Origin of the sequence: Saccharothrix sp., from assembly GCF_031180885.1 — a bacterium.
Lineage (GTDB): Bacteria > Actinomycetota > Actinomycetes > Mycobacteriales > Pseudonocardiaceae > Actinosynnema.
Genome location: NZ_JAPSLK010000097.1, coordinates 1 through 13405 on the forward strand (window position 1 = coordinate 1; position 13405 = coordinate 13405).

At 70.9% G+C, this 13405-nt stretch carries 16 protein-coding genes; 12 read left to right on the plus strand and 4 right to left on the minus strand.

Annotation, left to right across the window (positions count from 1 at the left end):
• Window positions 1-178 (minus strand): helix-turn-helix domain-containing protein (locus tag RIN75_RS42745; protein WP_309117844.1); only part of this gene is annotated, 178 nt, incomplete at its 3' end.
• A gap of 163 nt (window positions 179-341) precedes the next feature.
• Between RIN75_RS42745 and RIN75_RS42750 the strand changes: the two genes are divergently transcribed.
• The 8 genes from RIN75_RS42750 (at window position 342) to RIN75_RS42785 (ending at window position 8254) form a co-directional block, all read left to right on the plus strand.
• The gene (locus tag RIN75_RS42750) at window positions 342-1487 is read left to right on the plus strand and encodes an acyl-CoA dehydrogenase family protein (RefSeq protein WP_309117829.1); all 1146 of its coding nucleotides are present in this window, start codon (window positions 342-344) and stop codon (window positions 1485-1487) included.
• Between the two features lie 12 nt (window positions 1488-1499).
• Window positions 1500-2702 carry an acetyl-CoA C-acetyltransferase gene (locus RIN75_RS42755; RefSeq protein ID WP_309117830.1) on the plus strand — a complete coding sequence of 401 codons (1203 nt, stop codon included), beginning with the start codon at window positions 1500-1502 and terminating at the stop codon, window positions 2700-2702.
• Entirely contained in the window at window positions 2702-3463 is a 762-nt protein-coding gene (locus RIN75_RS42760) for an SDR family oxidoreductase (RefSeq protein WP_309117831.1), read from the plus strand. Before RIN75_RS42755 ends, RIN75_RS42760 begins: the two co-directional genes overlap by 1 nt.
• A gap of 72 nt (window positions 3464-3535) precedes the next feature.
• A complete protein-coding gene (locus tag RIN75_RS42765; protein WP_309117832.1) occupies window positions 3536-4723 on the plus strand; it encodes a hypothetical protein in 1188 nt (395 codons plus the stop codon).
• A complete protein-coding gene (locus tag RIN75_RS42770; protein ID WP_309117833.1) occupies window positions 4720-6168 on the plus strand; it encodes a VWA domain-containing protein in 1449 nt (482 codons plus the stop codon). The genes RIN75_RS42765 and RIN75_RS42770 overlap by 4 nt, the downstream gene beginning before the upstream one ends.
• Window positions 6155-6880, plus strand: a complete 726-nt coding sequence (locus tag RIN75_RS42775) for a hypothetical protein (protein ID WP_309117834.1) — start codon at window positions 6155-6157, stop codon at window positions 6878-6880. The genes RIN75_RS42770 and RIN75_RS42775 overlap by 14 nt, the downstream gene beginning before the upstream one ends.
• Window positions 6881-6950: 70 nt before the next feature.
• Window positions 6951-7520 (plus strand): TetR/AcrR family transcriptional regulator, encoded by a 570-nt coding sequence (locus RIN75_RS42780; protein ID WP_309117835.1) that lies wholly within the window; start codon window positions 6951-6953, stop codon window positions 7518-7520.
• 173 nt (window positions 7521-7693) lie between these two features.
• On the plus strand, window positions 7694-8254 hold the full coding sequence (locus RIN75_RS42785) for a hypothetical protein (RefSeq protein WP_309117836.1): 561 nt from the start codon (window positions 7694-7696) through the stop codon (window positions 8252-8254).
• Between the two features lie 5 nt (window positions 8255-8259).
• Here RIN75_RS42785 and RIN75_RS42790 read toward each other — a convergent pair whose 3' ends face one another.
• Together RIN75_RS42790 and fabG are read right to left on the minus strand one after the other, a co-directional pair.
• Window positions 8260-8712: a MaoC family dehydratase gene (locus RIN75_RS42790; RefSeq protein ID WP_309117837.1), complete on the minus strand. Its 453-nt coding sequence runs from the start codon at window positions 8710-8712 to the stop codon at window positions 8260-8262.
• Between the two features lie 2 nt (window positions 8713-8714).
• Entirely contained in the window at window positions 8715-9476 is a 762-nt protein-coding gene (fabG, locus tag RIN75_RS42795; RefSeq protein ID WP_309117838.1) for a 3-oxoacyl-ACP reductase FabG, read from the minus strand.
• Between the two features lie 157 nt (window positions 9477-9633).
• Here fabG and RIN75_RS42800 point away from each other — a divergent pair, with 157 nt between their 5' ends.
• Together RIN75_RS42800 and RIN75_RS42805 are read left to right on the plus strand one after the other, a co-directional pair.
• The gene (locus tag RIN75_RS42800; RefSeq protein WP_309117839.1) at window positions 9634-10419 is read left to right on the plus strand and encodes an SDR family NAD(P)-dependent oxidoreductase; all 786 of its coding nucleotides are present in this window, start codon (window positions 9634-9636) and stop codon (window positions 10417-10419) included.
• A 6-nt stretch (window positions 10420-10425) separates the two neighbouring features.
• Window positions 10426-11382 (plus strand): NADPH:quinone oxidoreductase family protein, encoded by a 957-nt coding sequence (locus tag RIN75_RS42805; RefSeq protein WP_309117840.1) that lies wholly within the window; start codon window positions 10426-10428, stop codon window positions 11380-11382.
• A gap of 116 nt (window positions 11383-11498) precedes the next feature.
• Here RIN75_RS42805 and RIN75_RS42810 read toward each other — a convergent pair whose 3' ends face one another.
• Window positions 11499-11963 (minus strand): DUF6319 family protein, encoded by a 465-nt coding sequence (locus RIN75_RS42810; RefSeq protein ID WP_309117841.1) that lies wholly within the window; start codon window positions 11961-11963, stop codon window positions 11499-11501.
• A 98-nt stretch (window positions 11964-12061) separates the two neighbouring features.
• Between RIN75_RS42810 and RIN75_RS42815 the strand changes: the two genes are divergently transcribed.
• Together RIN75_RS42815 and RIN75_RS42820 are read left to right on the plus strand one after the other, a co-directional pair.
• The gene (locus RIN75_RS42815) at window positions 12062-12379 is read left to right on the plus strand and encodes a DUF6401 family natural product biosynthesis protein (RefSeq protein ID WP_309117842.1); all 318 of its coding nucleotides are present in this window, start codon (window positions 12062-12064) and stop codon (window positions 12377-12379) included.
• Between the two features lie 99 nt (window positions 12380-12478).
• Window positions 12479-12670 (plus strand): DUF3072 domain-containing protein, encoded by a 192-nt coding sequence (locus RIN75_RS42820; RefSeq protein ID WP_309117843.1) that lies wholly within the window; start codon window positions 12479-12481, stop codon window positions 12668-12670.
• The last annotated feature ends 735 nt before the right edge of the window (window positions 12671-13405 follow it).

Below are 13405 nucleotides of genomic sequence, written 5' to 3' on the forward strand. Positions count from 1 at the left end.
TCAGCATCTCCAGCGCCCGCCGGTGCCCGATGCGCGAGATCTGGAACAGCAGGTCCTCTTTGGACCGGTAGTGGATGTACACCGCCGCCGGGCTCATGCCGGCCTGTGCGGCGATGTCGCGGGTGGTCGTGGCGTGGTAGCCGCGGCCGGCGAAAGCGGCCGCCGCGGCGATGAGCATCCGTCGGGCCGCCGGCGGCGTGACGTCGCGCCACGTGTGCTCCAGCAGCTCGAACTCGTGCGCGGCGGTGGTCAATGGGGGCCTCCTTGACAAGGGCCGACAGCGTACCGCAGGCTAAGCACACGCTTAGGGCCTAAGCAACCGCTTAGTATGTGGAGGGAACGTGCAGCGCACCCTGTTCGAGGACGACCACCACGCCTTCCGGGAGACCGCGCGCGCGTTCGTCGACCGGACCGTGCGGCCCAACTACGAGAAGTACGTGGAGCAGCGGCACATCGACCGCGAGCTGTGGTTGGAGGCCGGTCGGCAGGGGCTGCTGGGCCTGGAGGTCCCCGAGGAGTACGGCGGCAGCGGCGCGAACGACTACCGCTTCAACACCGTCCTCGGCGAGGAGCTGTGCAAGGTCAGCGCCGGCGTGGCGAGCTGCCTGGGCATCCACGGCGACGTCGTCGCGCCCTACCTGGTCGACCTGTGCACCGAGGAGCAGAAGCAGCGCTGGCTGCCCCGGTTCTGCTCCGGCGAGCTGACCACCGGCATCGGCATGACCGAGCCCTCCGGCGGCTCGGACCTCGCCGCCCTGCGCAGCACCGCGGTCCGGGACGGCTCGGACTGGATCCTCAACGGCTCCAAGACGTTCATCACCAACGGCTACTCCGCCGACATGGTCGTGGTGGCCGCCCGCACCAGCCCGGAGAAGAAGTCCAAGGGCATCACGCTGTTCGCCGTCGAGACCGGCATGAAGGGCTTCGAGCGCGGGCGCAAGCTGGACAAGGTCGGCCAGCCCGAGTCCGACACCGCCGAGCTGTTCTTCGAGGACGTCCGCATCCCGGCCGAGAACGTCATCGGCGAGGTCGACCGCGGCTTCATCTACATGATGGAGCGGCTGCCGCAGGAACGCCTCGGCGGCGCGATCTCGAACCTGGCGCACGCCAAGCAGGTCCTGCTGGAGACCATCGAGTACGCCAAGGAGCGCAAGGCGTTCGGGCAGGCCATCGGGTCGTTCCAGCACAACAAGTTCCTGCTCGCCGAACTGGTCACCAAGATTGACGTGACGCAGGCGTTCCTGGACCAGTGCACCATCGCGCACACCAAGCGCGAGCTGACCGCCGTGGACGCCGCGAAGGCCAAGTACTGGAGCGCCGACATCCAGAACGAAGTCCTGGACGCCTGCGTGCAGCTGCACGGCGGCTACGGCTACATGACCGAGTACCGCGTGGCCCGCGCCTGGATGGACGCCCGCGTCACCAAGATCTGGGCCGGCTCCAACGAGATCATGAAGGAACTCATCGGCCGCGACCTCGGCCTGTAACCAGGAGGAGTCATGCCCGAGGCTGTCGTCGTCGCCACCTCGCGCTCCCCGATCGGCCGGGCCCGCAAGGGTTCGCTGGTCGACCTGCGGCCGGACGACCTGGCCGCGCAGGTCATCCGGGCCGCGCTGGACAAGATTCCCGAGCTGGACCCCGCCACGATCACCGACCTGCACCTGGGGTGCGCCGAACCGCAGGACGAGCACGGCCAGAACGTGGCCCGCCGCATCGCCGTCCAACTCGGCCTGGACACCGTGCCGGGCACGACGGTCAACCGGTTCTGCGCCTCGTCCGTGCAGACCGCCCGGATGGCCTTCCACGCCATCAAGGCGGGGGAGGGGCACGCGTTCATCAGCGCCGGCGTCGAGTGCGTTTCCCGTTACCGTCACGGCGATCCGCCCTTCAACCCGCTGTTCGGGGAAGCTCGAAAGCGCACCGCGGAGACGGCGGAGAGCAACGCGCCGTGGACGGATCCGCGTGCGGAAGGGAAGTTGCCGGACTACTACATCGCGATGGGCCAGACCGCCGAGAACGTGGCCACCCACCTCGGCATCTCCCGCCGTGAGCAGGACGAGTTCGGCGTCCGGTCCCAGAACCTGGCGGAGAAGGCCATCGCGGACGGGTTCTTCGCCCGTGAGATCACGCCGGTCACCCTGCCCGACGGGACGGTGGTCAGCACCGACGACGGCCCGCGCGCGGGAGTGACGCTGGAAGCGGTGCAGGGGCTCAAGCCGTCGTTCCGTCCACAAGGGACGGTCACGCCGGGCAACTGCTGCCCGCTGAACGACGGTGCGGCGGCGGTGGTCATCATGAGCGACACCCGCGCCCGCGAACTGGGCCTGACCCCGTTGGCGCGCATCGTGTCCACGGGCGTGTCGGGTTTGTCGCCGGAGATCATGGGCCTGGGTCCGGTGGACGCCACGCTGCAAGCGCTTGCGCACGCGGGGATGTCCATCGGCGACATCGACCTGGTCGAGATCAACGAGGCGTTCGCCGTGCAGGTGCTGGGCAGCCGGCGCGCGCTCGGCATCGACCTCGACCGGCTCAACGTGCACGGCGGCGCCATCGCGCTGGGGCACCCGTTCGGCTCCACGGGCGCCCGCATCATGACCACCCTGATCAACGGGATGCAGGCCCGTGACGCCCAGTTCGGCCTGGAGACGATGTGCGTGGGCGGCGGGCAGGGCATGGCGATCATCCTGGAAAGGCTCAGCTGATGGGAATCCTCGACAAGTTCCGGCTCGACGGGCAGACCGCGATCGTCACCGGCGCGTCCTCCGGCCTCGGCGTGGCGTTCGCCAAGGGCCTCGCGGAGGCGGGTGCGGACGTCGTGCTGGCCGCGCGGCGGGTGGAGAAGCTGAAGGAGACCGCCGCCCTGGTCGAGGCCGCCGGCCGGCGGGCGCTGATCGTGCGCGCGGACGTGGCCCAGCCCGACGACTGCCGCGAGGTCGCGCGCGCCGCGGCCGAGTTCGGCGACGTGCGGGTGCTGGTGAACAACGCCGGCGTGGCCTCGGCGGTGCCCGCGTCGAAGGAGACGCCCGAGCAGTTCCTGGGCGTCATGGACGTCAACCTCAACGGCGCCTACTGGATGGCCCAGGCCGCCGCCGCGGTGATGACCAACGGCGGGTCGATCGTCAACATCTCCAGCGTGCTGGGCCTGGTGTCCGGCGGCCTGCCGCAGGCCGCGTACGCCGCGTCCAAGGCCGGTCTGATCGGCCTGACCCGCGACCTGGCCCAGCAGTGGACCGGCCGCAAGGGCATCCGGGTCAACGCGGTCGCGCCCGGGTTCTTCGCCTCGGAGATGACCGACCAGTACCCCGACGGCTACCTCGACGCGCACGTCGGGCGGCTGCCGATCGGCCGGGCGGGCGATCCGGAGGAACTGGCCGCCGCGGTGCTGTTCCTCGCTTCGGCCGCGGGCGGTTACACCACCGGGACCACGCTCGTCGTGGACGGCGGCGTGACGATCGGCGGCTGATCGACCTGTAACCCGGGAACCCGGCTCCACGACCTACCCTGTGTGAGGACTTCGTCCCACACGGGGGAATTCGTGAACCAAGAGCCGGGCTTCACCGTCGTCGACCCGCCCCGATCGGTCTTCCGCCGCAAACGCTTCCTGCTGCCCTTCGGCATCGCCGTCGCGACCGCCCTCACCGGGGCGGTCGCGCTGTTCGCGTCGGGCACGGTGGCGCTGCCGTGGCAGGACGTCACGGTGGTGCGGGGGATGCTGGCGTCCAAGCGCGAGTTCTTCCAGGACCCGGAGGTGCGCCGGATCCTGATGAAGCACCGGGTGCAGGTCGAGATCACGCCGGTCGGGTCGCGCGACCTGGCCTACCGCGAGGACCTGCACTCGTTCGACTTCGTGTTCCCGTCCGGGCAGTCCATGGCCGAGCTGGTGTACCGGCGGCGGGCGGGCAAGACCACCAGCCCGTACAAACCGTTCTTCACGCCGATCGTGCTCGGCACCTACCGCGACTACGCCGAGGCGCTGGAGCAGCGTGGTGTGATCACGCCGCAGCCCGACGGCGACGGCTTCTACTACAACTTGTCCGTGCCGAAGCTGATCGAGGTCGTCGAGCAGGGCACGTTCTGGAACCAGTTGCCGCGCAAGGGCGGCAAGGACCCGGTGACCAACAGCAACCGGGTCATCGCGCAGACCCCCGACCCGTGCCGCACGTACTCCGGCTCGACCTGGCTGGGGCTGCTCGCGTTCGCCAAGAACGGCAACCAGACCCCGGTGGACGAGTCGGACGCGCTGCGGCTGGCCCGGGACGTCAAGCCGCTGTTCGACATCGAGGGGCAGCACGGCGAGGAGCTGGCGCCGAAGTACGTCACGCCGGAGGGCCGCACGTTCGCCCCGGTCGTGGTCATCTACGAGCACCAGTACCTGGCGCACCAGTTCCGGATGCTCGACCGGACGGGCGCGGCGGACCGCGAGCGCGTCCTGCTCTACCCGGAGGCGCAGCACGAGACCGTGCCCGAGCTGCTCGCGTTCACCCCGGCCGGCAGTCGGCTCGGCGAACTCGTGACCCGGGAACCGGACCTGCGCAAACGGGCGCTGGAGCTGGGGTTCCGGGTGTTCGGCAGCGGCGGGTCGTTCGACCAGAGCGAGCTGTCCGCGCACCTGGGCGGCCGGGGCCTGCCCAGCCCGCGCAGCGGCGTCGGCGACACCGAGACGTGGCTGCCGCCGCGCGACCTCTTCGAGCAGATGATCACCGAGGTGGGTGGCTGCACGTGAGGCGCGCCCTGCTGTTGGTGGTGGCGCTGCTCGCGGCCTGCACGGCCACCACGCCGCCCGCGCAGACGCTGACCGTGCTGGCCAGCGCCGAACTCGCCGACCTGGAACCGGTGCTGGCGCGGCTGCGCCGGGACACCGGCGTGGAGCTGAGGTTCGACCTGCGCGGGACCGTGAAGGCCAGCGAGGAACTGGCGCGCGGGAGCACCGGGCACGACCTCGCGTGGCTGTCGTCCACCCGGTACCTCAAGCTGCTCGGCGCGCGGCTCCCCTTGGCCACCAGCGTGATGCTGTCCCCGGTGGTGGTCGGGGTGAAGCGGGGCAAGGCGGACGCGCTGCGCTCGGCGTCGTGGGCGGACGTGGCCGCGCGGGCCGGTTCGGGTTCTCTCAAGTACCTGATGGCCGACCCGCGGGTGACCGGCAGCGGTTCGGCGGCGCTGATCGGGGTCGCGACGGCCGCCGCGGGCACCGGGGCGGCGCTGCGCGACGAGGACGTGCGCTGCGACAAGCTCCAGGGCTTCCTCGTCGGGCGCGCGCCGGACCCGCCCGCCGCCGAGTCCCTGTTCGACGAGTACCTGGCCCGCGAGGCCGACCTGGACGCGGTCCTCACCTACGAGTCGACCGTGTTGCGGCTCAACGCCTCCGGGCGGCTGCGCGAACCGCTGGAGGTGGTCCGGCCGCGCGACGGCATCGTGCTCGCCGACTACCCGCTGATGCTGCTCGACCCGGACAAGCGCGCGGTGTACGACAAGGTCGTGGCCTGGCTGCGGGACCGCCCGGCCCAGGAGGACATCATGGGCCGCACCGCGCGGCGGCCCGTCGACCCGACCGTGCCGCGAACGGCCGAACTCGGCGCGGAACTGGGCACCTCGCTGTACTTCCCGGCCGCGCAACAGGTCCTGAACACCCTCCTGGCCGCCTACGACCGGGCCGGGCGGGGCAGCCGGGTGGTGTTCGCGCTGGACTACTCGACGTCCATGCGCGGCGCGCGGATCGCGGAGTTGAGGTCGGCGTTCGCGTCGCTGAGCGGGTTCGAGGCGTTCCACGTCGGCGAGCGGATCACCGTGGTCCGGTTCGCCGGGACCGTGCTGGCCGAGCACGCCGTGACCATCCGGTCGGCGGCGGACGTGGCCGCGCTCAACGACTTCCTGGCGTCCGACGACCTGCGCGACGGCACGGCGATCTGGTCGGCGCTCGACCACGCCTACCGGCAGGCGGGGGAGGGCGCGGTGGTGCTGATGACCGACGGCGAGAACAACGCCGGGATCGGGCCGGACGAGTTCCTGGCCGCGTGGCGGGGGGCGCCGGTGCGGACGTACGCGATCCCGTTCGGCGAGGCCGATCCGGCGGAGCTGGCGCGGGTGGCCGACGAGACCGGCGGTCGGCTGGTGCCGGCGACCGAGGGGTCGTTGGCGGAGGCGGTGGAGGAGATCCGTGGCTGTCGATAGGGCGCTGTGGTGGTCGGTGTGGTGGCCGTGGGCGGTGGTGTGGCTGGTCACCGCGCTGGCCGTGCCGGTCGCGCTCGGGGTGTTCGTGCTCGCGTGGCGCTCGCGGCGGCGGTTCGTGCCCACCCGGGAGGTGCCCGGGCTGACGGTCTACCTCAACGCCAAGTACGTGATGGACCTGTACCAGGTGGGCGGGTTCGGCGACGCGGTGGTGAAGGAGGTCGTGGACCGGGTCGGCACCACCAAGGACGGCAAGATCGCGCTGCCCGGCCTGTCCGAGAGCGGGTTGGGTGTGTCGTCGGGGCGCGAGGTGGTCAAGACGTACCTGGAGCGGTTCGAGCCGATCACCGTGGTGGGCGTGCTGATGGACGCGCTGGACCGGATCGGCGAGGTGGTGCGGGTGGACCTGGAGGAGCGGACCGTGACCCGCAACGCCGTGCTGGACCGGGTGGCGCACAAGGCGCGCGAGGTGCGGCTGCGCAAGCTCAAGTCGTACGTGCTGGTGAAGGGCGAGTTCGAGCTGGCCGAGGACGCCCCGGTGCTCACCGCGCCCATCGGGGACACCGGGGACGTGGTGCGGGTGGAGTGCCAGGAGGACGGGCTGGACCCCAACGTGCCGGACGGGCCGTTCGACGCCATCTGCCTGGGGCGGGTGCAGGCGTGGCGGGGCGGGTCGCGGGAGTTGGTCGTTCGGCCGATCGCGGTGTTCCAGTAGGTGGTTCGTGCTGCCCGGGTGTTCATGCTGCCCGGGTGTTCATGCGGCCCGGGTGTTTATGCTGGCCGGCATGGCATCTGTGCCGGAACGGCTGATCGGGGCCGCCACCAGGTTGTTCGCCGACAAGGGCTACGACCGGGTGGCGGTGCAGGAGATCGTGGACCTCGCCGGGGTCACCAAGGGCGCGATGTACCACTACTTCGGGTCCAAGGACGACCTCCTGCAGGAGATCTACGGCAGCCTGCTGCGGATGCAGACCGAGCGGCTGGAGCAGATCGCGTCCGGGGCCGGGCCGGTCGCCGAGCGGCTGCACGCCGTGGCGGTGGACGTCGTGGTGACGTCGGTGGAGAACTTCGACCAGGCCAAGGTGTACTTCCGGTCGGCGGACCAGTTGCCGGAGAAGCAGCGGCGGGCCATGCGGACCGAGCGGCGGCGCTACCACGAGCGGTTCCGGTCGCTGGTGGAGGAGGGGCAGGCGGAGGGGGTGTTCCGGACGGATGTGCCGGCGGACCTGACCGTGCACTACTTCTTCGGCACCGTCCACCACCTGGGCACCTGGTACCACGCCTCGGGGCCGTTGACGGCCAAGCAGATCGGTCGGCACTACGCAGATTTGCTGCTGGGCTCGCTGCGGCCCTGACGGCTTGGCCTCCGGCCCCCGGTTCGATCATCGCACGAGGCACCGACAATTCCGGGCGTCGCCGTGCGGGAGCACCTGGGGAGGCGCTTGCGGCGGCGGCCCGGCTGCTGCTTGGGTCGCTGCACCCCTGATGGCGGTTGCCGAGTTCGGTTGGCTAGGCGCACAGTGGTGGAATGCGGCGGAAAGCGCTGGTCGTGGTGGCCGCCTGCCTGCTGGTGGCCCTCGTGGCACTGCTGCGCGACCAGACCCGCCCACCGGTGACCGCCGCACCCCCGGAACCACCGCCCGGCACCACCCTCACCACCGCACCCGGCACCGCCCTCCCCGGTCCGGCGCCCCACACCCGCACCCCGCCCGGCCGCCTCGCCGAGCGCGTCAAAGTGGTCGGCGAGTGGCTCACCGTCCCGTCCACCCCCGATGTGTCCATTGTGGGCAACCGAGAACCGTTGCCCCGCCTGGGCGAGTGGGAACTGACGACCAACCCGCTCACCGCCCGGCGCGGCGACGAGGTGATCGTCCTCGACACCGCCGTCCGCGACGTCGAGCGGTGCGGCACGCACGTCTACTGGCCCAGCGACGGCGAGCTGGCCCGCTGGGCACCCGGCTCACCCCGCGTCGAGGTGCTGGCCCTGCCCGACACGGGCACCCTGACCAGCCACCGCTGCGTCTACGGCATCCTCAACGTGGTCACCGACGAGGGCACGCCCAGGTTGTGGTTCCTGGGCGCGCCCTAGAACGGTCACGGCACCAGCAGTACGACCGTTTCGGCCACGCACGCCGGCTTCGGCTCGCCGTCGATCTCCACGACCACCTTCACCACAGCCTGCTTGCCCTGCGCCACGTCGGTGATCTCGAACAGCTCGGCCCCGGCGCGGATGCGCGAGCCGACCTTGACCGGCGTGGGGAAGCGGACCTTGTTCAGGCCGTAGTTCACGCCCATCGTCAGCCCCTGCACGGTGTAGATGTCCCGCACCAGCAAGGGGATCAGCGACAGCGTGAGGTACCCGTGCGCGACCGGCGCGCCGAACGGGCCGCGCGCCGCCTTCTCCAGGTCGACGTGGATCCACTGGTGGTCGCCGGTCGCGTCGGCGAACAGGTCGATCTCCTGCTGGGTGACCTCGTGCCACGGCCCGAAGCCCAGGTGCTCGCCCTTGGCGGCGGCCAGCTCGTCCAGGTTCGCGAAGGTCCTCATCCTCAGTCCTTCGGTCCGCCGGCGACGTAGATGACCTGGCCGGACACGAACCCGGCGCCCTCGCTGACCAGGAACGACGCGGTGTGCGCGATGTCCTCCGGGGTGCCGGTGCGGCCGACCGGGATCATCGCCGCCGCGCCCTTCTTGAACTCCTCGAAGTCCACGCCGACGCGGGCGGCGGTGGCGGCGGTCATGTCGGTCTCGATGAAGCCCGGCGCGATGGCGTTGACCGTGACGCCGAACTTGCCCAGCTCGATCGCGAGCGTCTTGGTGAAGCCCTGGAGACCGGCCTTGGCGGCGGCGTAGTTGGCCTGGCCGCGGTTGCCCAGCGCGGAGGTGCTGGACATGTTGACGATCCGGCCCCACTTGGCCTCGGTCTGGAACTTCTGCACCGCCCGGCTCATCAGGAACGCGCCGCGCAGGTGCACGGTCATCACCGCGTCCCAGTCGTCGTCGGTCATCTTGAACAGCAGGTTGTCCCGCAGGATGCCGGCGTTGTTGACCAGCACGGTGGGCGCGCCCAGCTCGTCGGCCACCCGCTGCACGGCGGCGTCGACCGACGCGCTGTCGCCCACGTCCACGCCGACCGCGAGCGCCCGGCCGCCGGCGGCGTTGATCTTCCCGACGACGTCGGCGCAGCCTTCCTCGTTGAGGTCCAGCACCGCGACGGCGAAGCCGTCCTGCGCGAGCCGCGTCGCCACGGCCGCGCCGATGCCGCGCGCCGCGCCGGTGACGATGGCCACCCGTGCGTTGGTCTCGGCCACGAAATCCTCCTTGATACGGGCTAGATACGGGCTAGGCAAGCGCCTTCATCTACGGGCTAAGCAAGCGCTTGGAAACTACCGGCAGGCGTGGCTTGACGCCACAGTCCGGTGCGACGACCATACCGACTGGTCGGAATGTCGCCAAGGGAGGCGTGCGGTGGAGTTCCAGGACAAGGTCGCGTGGGTCACCGGCGGTGCGAACGGCATCGGTGCGGGGGTGGCCCGCAGACTCGCCGGTCTGGGCGCCCGGGTGGTCGTCGCCGACGTCGACGCCGAGCGCGGCAAGGCGGTGGCCGACGAGGTCGACGGGCTGTTCGTCACGTGCGACGTCAGCGACCCCCGGCACGGCGAGCAGGCGGTCGCGGCGGCGGTCGAGGCCTTCGGCGGGCTCGACGTCGCCGTGCTGAACGCGGGCATCGCCACCGGCTTCGGCCTGGGCGAGGACTTCGACGCCGAGCGGTACCGGCGGGTGATGGGCATCAACCTCGACGGCGTCGTCTACGGCGTGCACGCGGCCCTGCCCGCCCTCAAGGCGCGCGGCGGCGGGCACATCGTGGCCACCGCGAGCATGGCCGGGTTGATGGCGATGCCGATGGATCCGTTGTACGGGGCCAACAAGGCCGCTGTCGTCGGCCTCGTGCGTGCTCTCGGGCCGGTGCTCGGGGCGGACCGGGTCGCCGTCAACGCGGTGTGCCCGGCGTTCGCCGACACCGACATCATCGCGGGCTTCAAGGAGACGTTGGAGTCCGCCGGGATGCCGATCCTGACCGTGGACGACGTGGTGGACGCGTACCTGTCGGTGCTGCGGTCCGGCGACACCGGCCAGTGCTGGTACGTCCAGGCGGGCCGGCCCAGCGAGCCGTTCAAGTTCCCCAACCCTCCCGGCCCGCGCACCGCGTCCGGGCAGCGCGTGACCCTGCACGACCCGTCCCAGGAAGGCTGATCCACTGTGCGTGCCATCCAGATCACCGAGTTCGGCGGACCCGAGGTGCTGACCGAGGTCGACCTGCCCGACCCGGTCGCCGGTCCCGGCGAACTGCTCGTCGACGTCAGCCGCGCGGGCCTGAACTACGCCGACACCCACCAGGCGGAGAACTCCTACCTGGCCAAGATGGAGCTGCCGCTGGTGCCCGGCGGTGAGGTCGTGGGCCGCACCCCCGACGGCCGGCGGGTCGTGGCGCTGACCAACTTCGGCGGGTACGCGGAGAAGGCCGCCGTGCCCGCTGCGACCGCGTTCGACGTGCCGGACGGGGTGGACGACCTGACCGCGCTGAGCATGGTCGTGCAGGGCGCTACGGCGTGGCTGCTGCTGCGCAAGAGCGTGCACCTGGAGCCGGGGGAGACGGTCGTCGTGCACGCCGCCGCGGGCGGGGTCGGGTCGATCGCCGTGCAGCTGGCGAAGAAGTGGGGCGCCGGGCGGGTCATCGCGACCGCGAGCAGCGAGGACAAGCGCAAGCTGGCGCTGGACCTGGGCGCGGACGTGGCCGTGGACTCCACCGCCGAGGACATGACCGCCGCGCTGCGCGAGGCCAACGAGGGCCGGCGGGTGGACGTGGTGCTGGACATGACGGGCGGCGCCGTGACCGACCAGAGCGTGGCCGCGCTGGCGCCGTTCGGGCGGCTCGCGTTCTACGGGATGGCCAGCCGGGAACGGCCGTCGCCGGTGGACCTGGGCAAGCTGCTGGTGCACTCCACGGCCATCGCCGGCATGTGGCTGCCGCACGCTTTCAAGCTGCCCGGGCGGGTGGTGCACCGGGCGATGGACGAGCTGTTCGCCCTGGTCGAGGCCGGCGAGCTGCGGGCCGTCGCGGGTGGCGAGTACGGGCTGTCCGAGGCGCGGAAGGCGCACGAGGACCTGCGGTCGAGGCGGACGACGGGCAAGCTCGTCCTCGACCCGTCGCGCTAGCCGGCTCGCTCCGCGGGTTGGTGCCCGGTCCGTCGCTCGCAGCCGGCCCGGTTCACGGGTTGGTGCTCGGACGGTGGGGGCCGCCTCTTCGAATCAGGCGGCCCCCACCGCCGGGCTCACTCGCTCAGCTCGGCCAGCGCGGCCTTCACCTTGGCCAGCTCGGCCTCCAGCTCCTCCATGCGGGTGCGGTGCTGGGACCGGGCGGCCTCGATGACCTCCTCGATGCCGCCGGCGATGTCCTCGTGCAGCTCCTTGGCCGCCTTGGACACGGCGGCCGCGGGGATGACGAGGCCCTGGACGACCCGCTTGGTGCCGTGCACCAGGTCGGCCTGCCACTCGCCGTCGGCGGTGCCGGTGACGGTCAGCGTCAGCTCGACCGTGCGGGTCTTCTTGGCCGTGCTCTTGGTGGCCTTGGCCTTCGCGGGCTTGGGCGCGGGCGCCTCGGCCTTGGGCGCTTCGGCCTCGGGCGCCTCCGGGGTGGCGGGCGCCTCCTCCTGCTGCGTGGCCGCCGGCACGGCGTCCACCTGGTCTTCCTGCTCCACGAGCGTGTCCGCCTGCACGTTCTCGTTTCCTCTCTGCATCCGGCTCGACCCGGCCGTGATCCTAGAACAGATGTTCGATGGTGGGTCGATCGCCCCGCACAGCGTAGGGTGTCGGGCTTGTGAGTGGCTGGAGGGACATGTCCGCCCGTCGTTTCCTCGACCGGCTGGGCGCAGAGATCGGCATGGCGACGGCGGTGTTGGCCCCGGTGGGCGTGCTCGCGGCGATCGACCAGCACGCGGCGTCGGTGCGCGACATCCTCGCGTACGGGGCGCCGGCGGCCGCGGCGACGATCCTGCTGGCGGGGTACGCGCGCGGGGTGCTCGACGAGGCGGCGGCGCACGGCTGGAGCCTGCCGTCGATCGTGGAGTGGGCGCACGCGGACTGGACGACCCTCCGCCTGGCCGCGGTGTGCGATCTGGCTCGGCGGGCTGAAGAGCCGGTCCTCGAGGCTTAGGCCGGTCCCGTTCGCGGGGTTAGGTCGGTTCTGTTCGTAGGGTTAGGTCGGTTCTGTTCCCGGGTACTCGAACGGGCGTTCGAGTGGAGGGAGAGGCCCGTGAACCGCACGCCCGAGAAGGACCCCGAGGACTGGACCACCGGCGACGAGCCGATGACCGGCCCGCAGGAGTCGTACTTGCACACGCTCGCCCAGGAGGCGGGTGAAGATGTGCCGGAGAACCTCACGAAGGTGGAGGCTTCACAGCTCATCGACCGGCTCCAGGAGAAGACCGGCCGGGGCCGGGACTAGCCCTCCGCCGCGAGCCGCCCGCTTTCGCCGCGCAGCGGCTGCTTTTGCGCCGCAGGCGCTGCTTTTGATCGGGCTTGCCAAGCCACAGGAAGGGCCTCGGTTCGTCCCCGTACGGCCTGGGCGAAGCCCAACCACGCTTTGGTCTTTTGTGCAACCACGCTTTACCGGTTGCACAAAAGACCAAAGCGTGGTTGCCTCCGGCAGGCCGTACGGGGACGAACCGACGCTCTTCCACCCCCGGGGGCCTGCCGCGCGGCGAGCGCCGCTTTTGATCTTGAGAGCGCGCAGCGCGTTCGGCTTGAGAGCGCGTCAGCGCGGTTCAAGAGCGCGAAGCGCGTTCCTCCTCCAGTGGCGCGGAGCGCGTTGCGTCTACACGCGCGAAGCGTGGATTTGAGAGCGTAAGCGCGGCTCTAAAGATTAAAGAGCCTCGCCGGCGGGCGAGCCGCCAAGGATGACACAACTACAACTGCGGGGGCTTCTTGCTTGTGTCACCCCCGCATGACCCGGCAAAGCCGACCACAGATTTCCCGGGTGCCGCTAAAATTTTTTGCTCGTTCCTCACAAAAAATTTCGGCTGCACCCGGGAAATCTGTGGTAGCCCTTCGGGCCAATGCCGCTTACTTTAGGTTTGGGCTATAGATGCGGATGGTGGGCGGGCCGTCGTGCTTGACGGGGCGGTGGTGTGGTTTCTTGGCGCGCCTGGCCCCTTGGGGGGACCTTTTGGCGACACGGGGA

Excerpts from the sequence above, each read along its gene's own strand:
- RIN75_RS42790 (WP_309117837.1), bottom strand. The coding sequence starts at position 8,712 with ATGAGGACCTTCGCGAACCTGGACGAGCTGGCCGCCGCCAAGGGCGAG.
- RIN75_RS42780 (WP_309117835.1), top strand. The coding sequence starts at position 6,951 with ATGGCATCTGTGCCGGAACGGCTGATCGGGGCCGCCACCAGGTTGTTC.
- RIN75_RS42810 (WP_309117841.1), bottom strand. The coding sequence starts at position 11,963 with ATGCAGAGAGGAAACGAGAACGTGCAGGCGGACACGCTCGTGGAGCAG.
- RIN75_RS42815 (WP_309117842.1), top strand. The coding sequence starts at position 12,062 with ATGTCCGCCCGTCGTTTCCTCGACCGGCTGGGCGCAGAGATCGGCATG.
- RIN75_RS42755 (WP_309117830.1), top strand. The coding sequence starts at position 1,500 with ATGCCCGAGGCTGTCGTCGTCGCCACCTCGCGCTCCCCGATCGGCCGG.
- RIN75_RS42760 (WP_309117831.1), top strand. The coding sequence starts at position 2,702 with ATGGGAATCCTCGACAAGTTCCGGCTCGACGGGCAGACCGCGATCGTC.
- RIN75_RS42785 (WP_309117836.1), top strand. The coding sequence starts at position 7,694 with ATGCGGCGGAAAGCGCTGGTCGTGGTGGCCGCCTGCCTGCTGGTGGCC.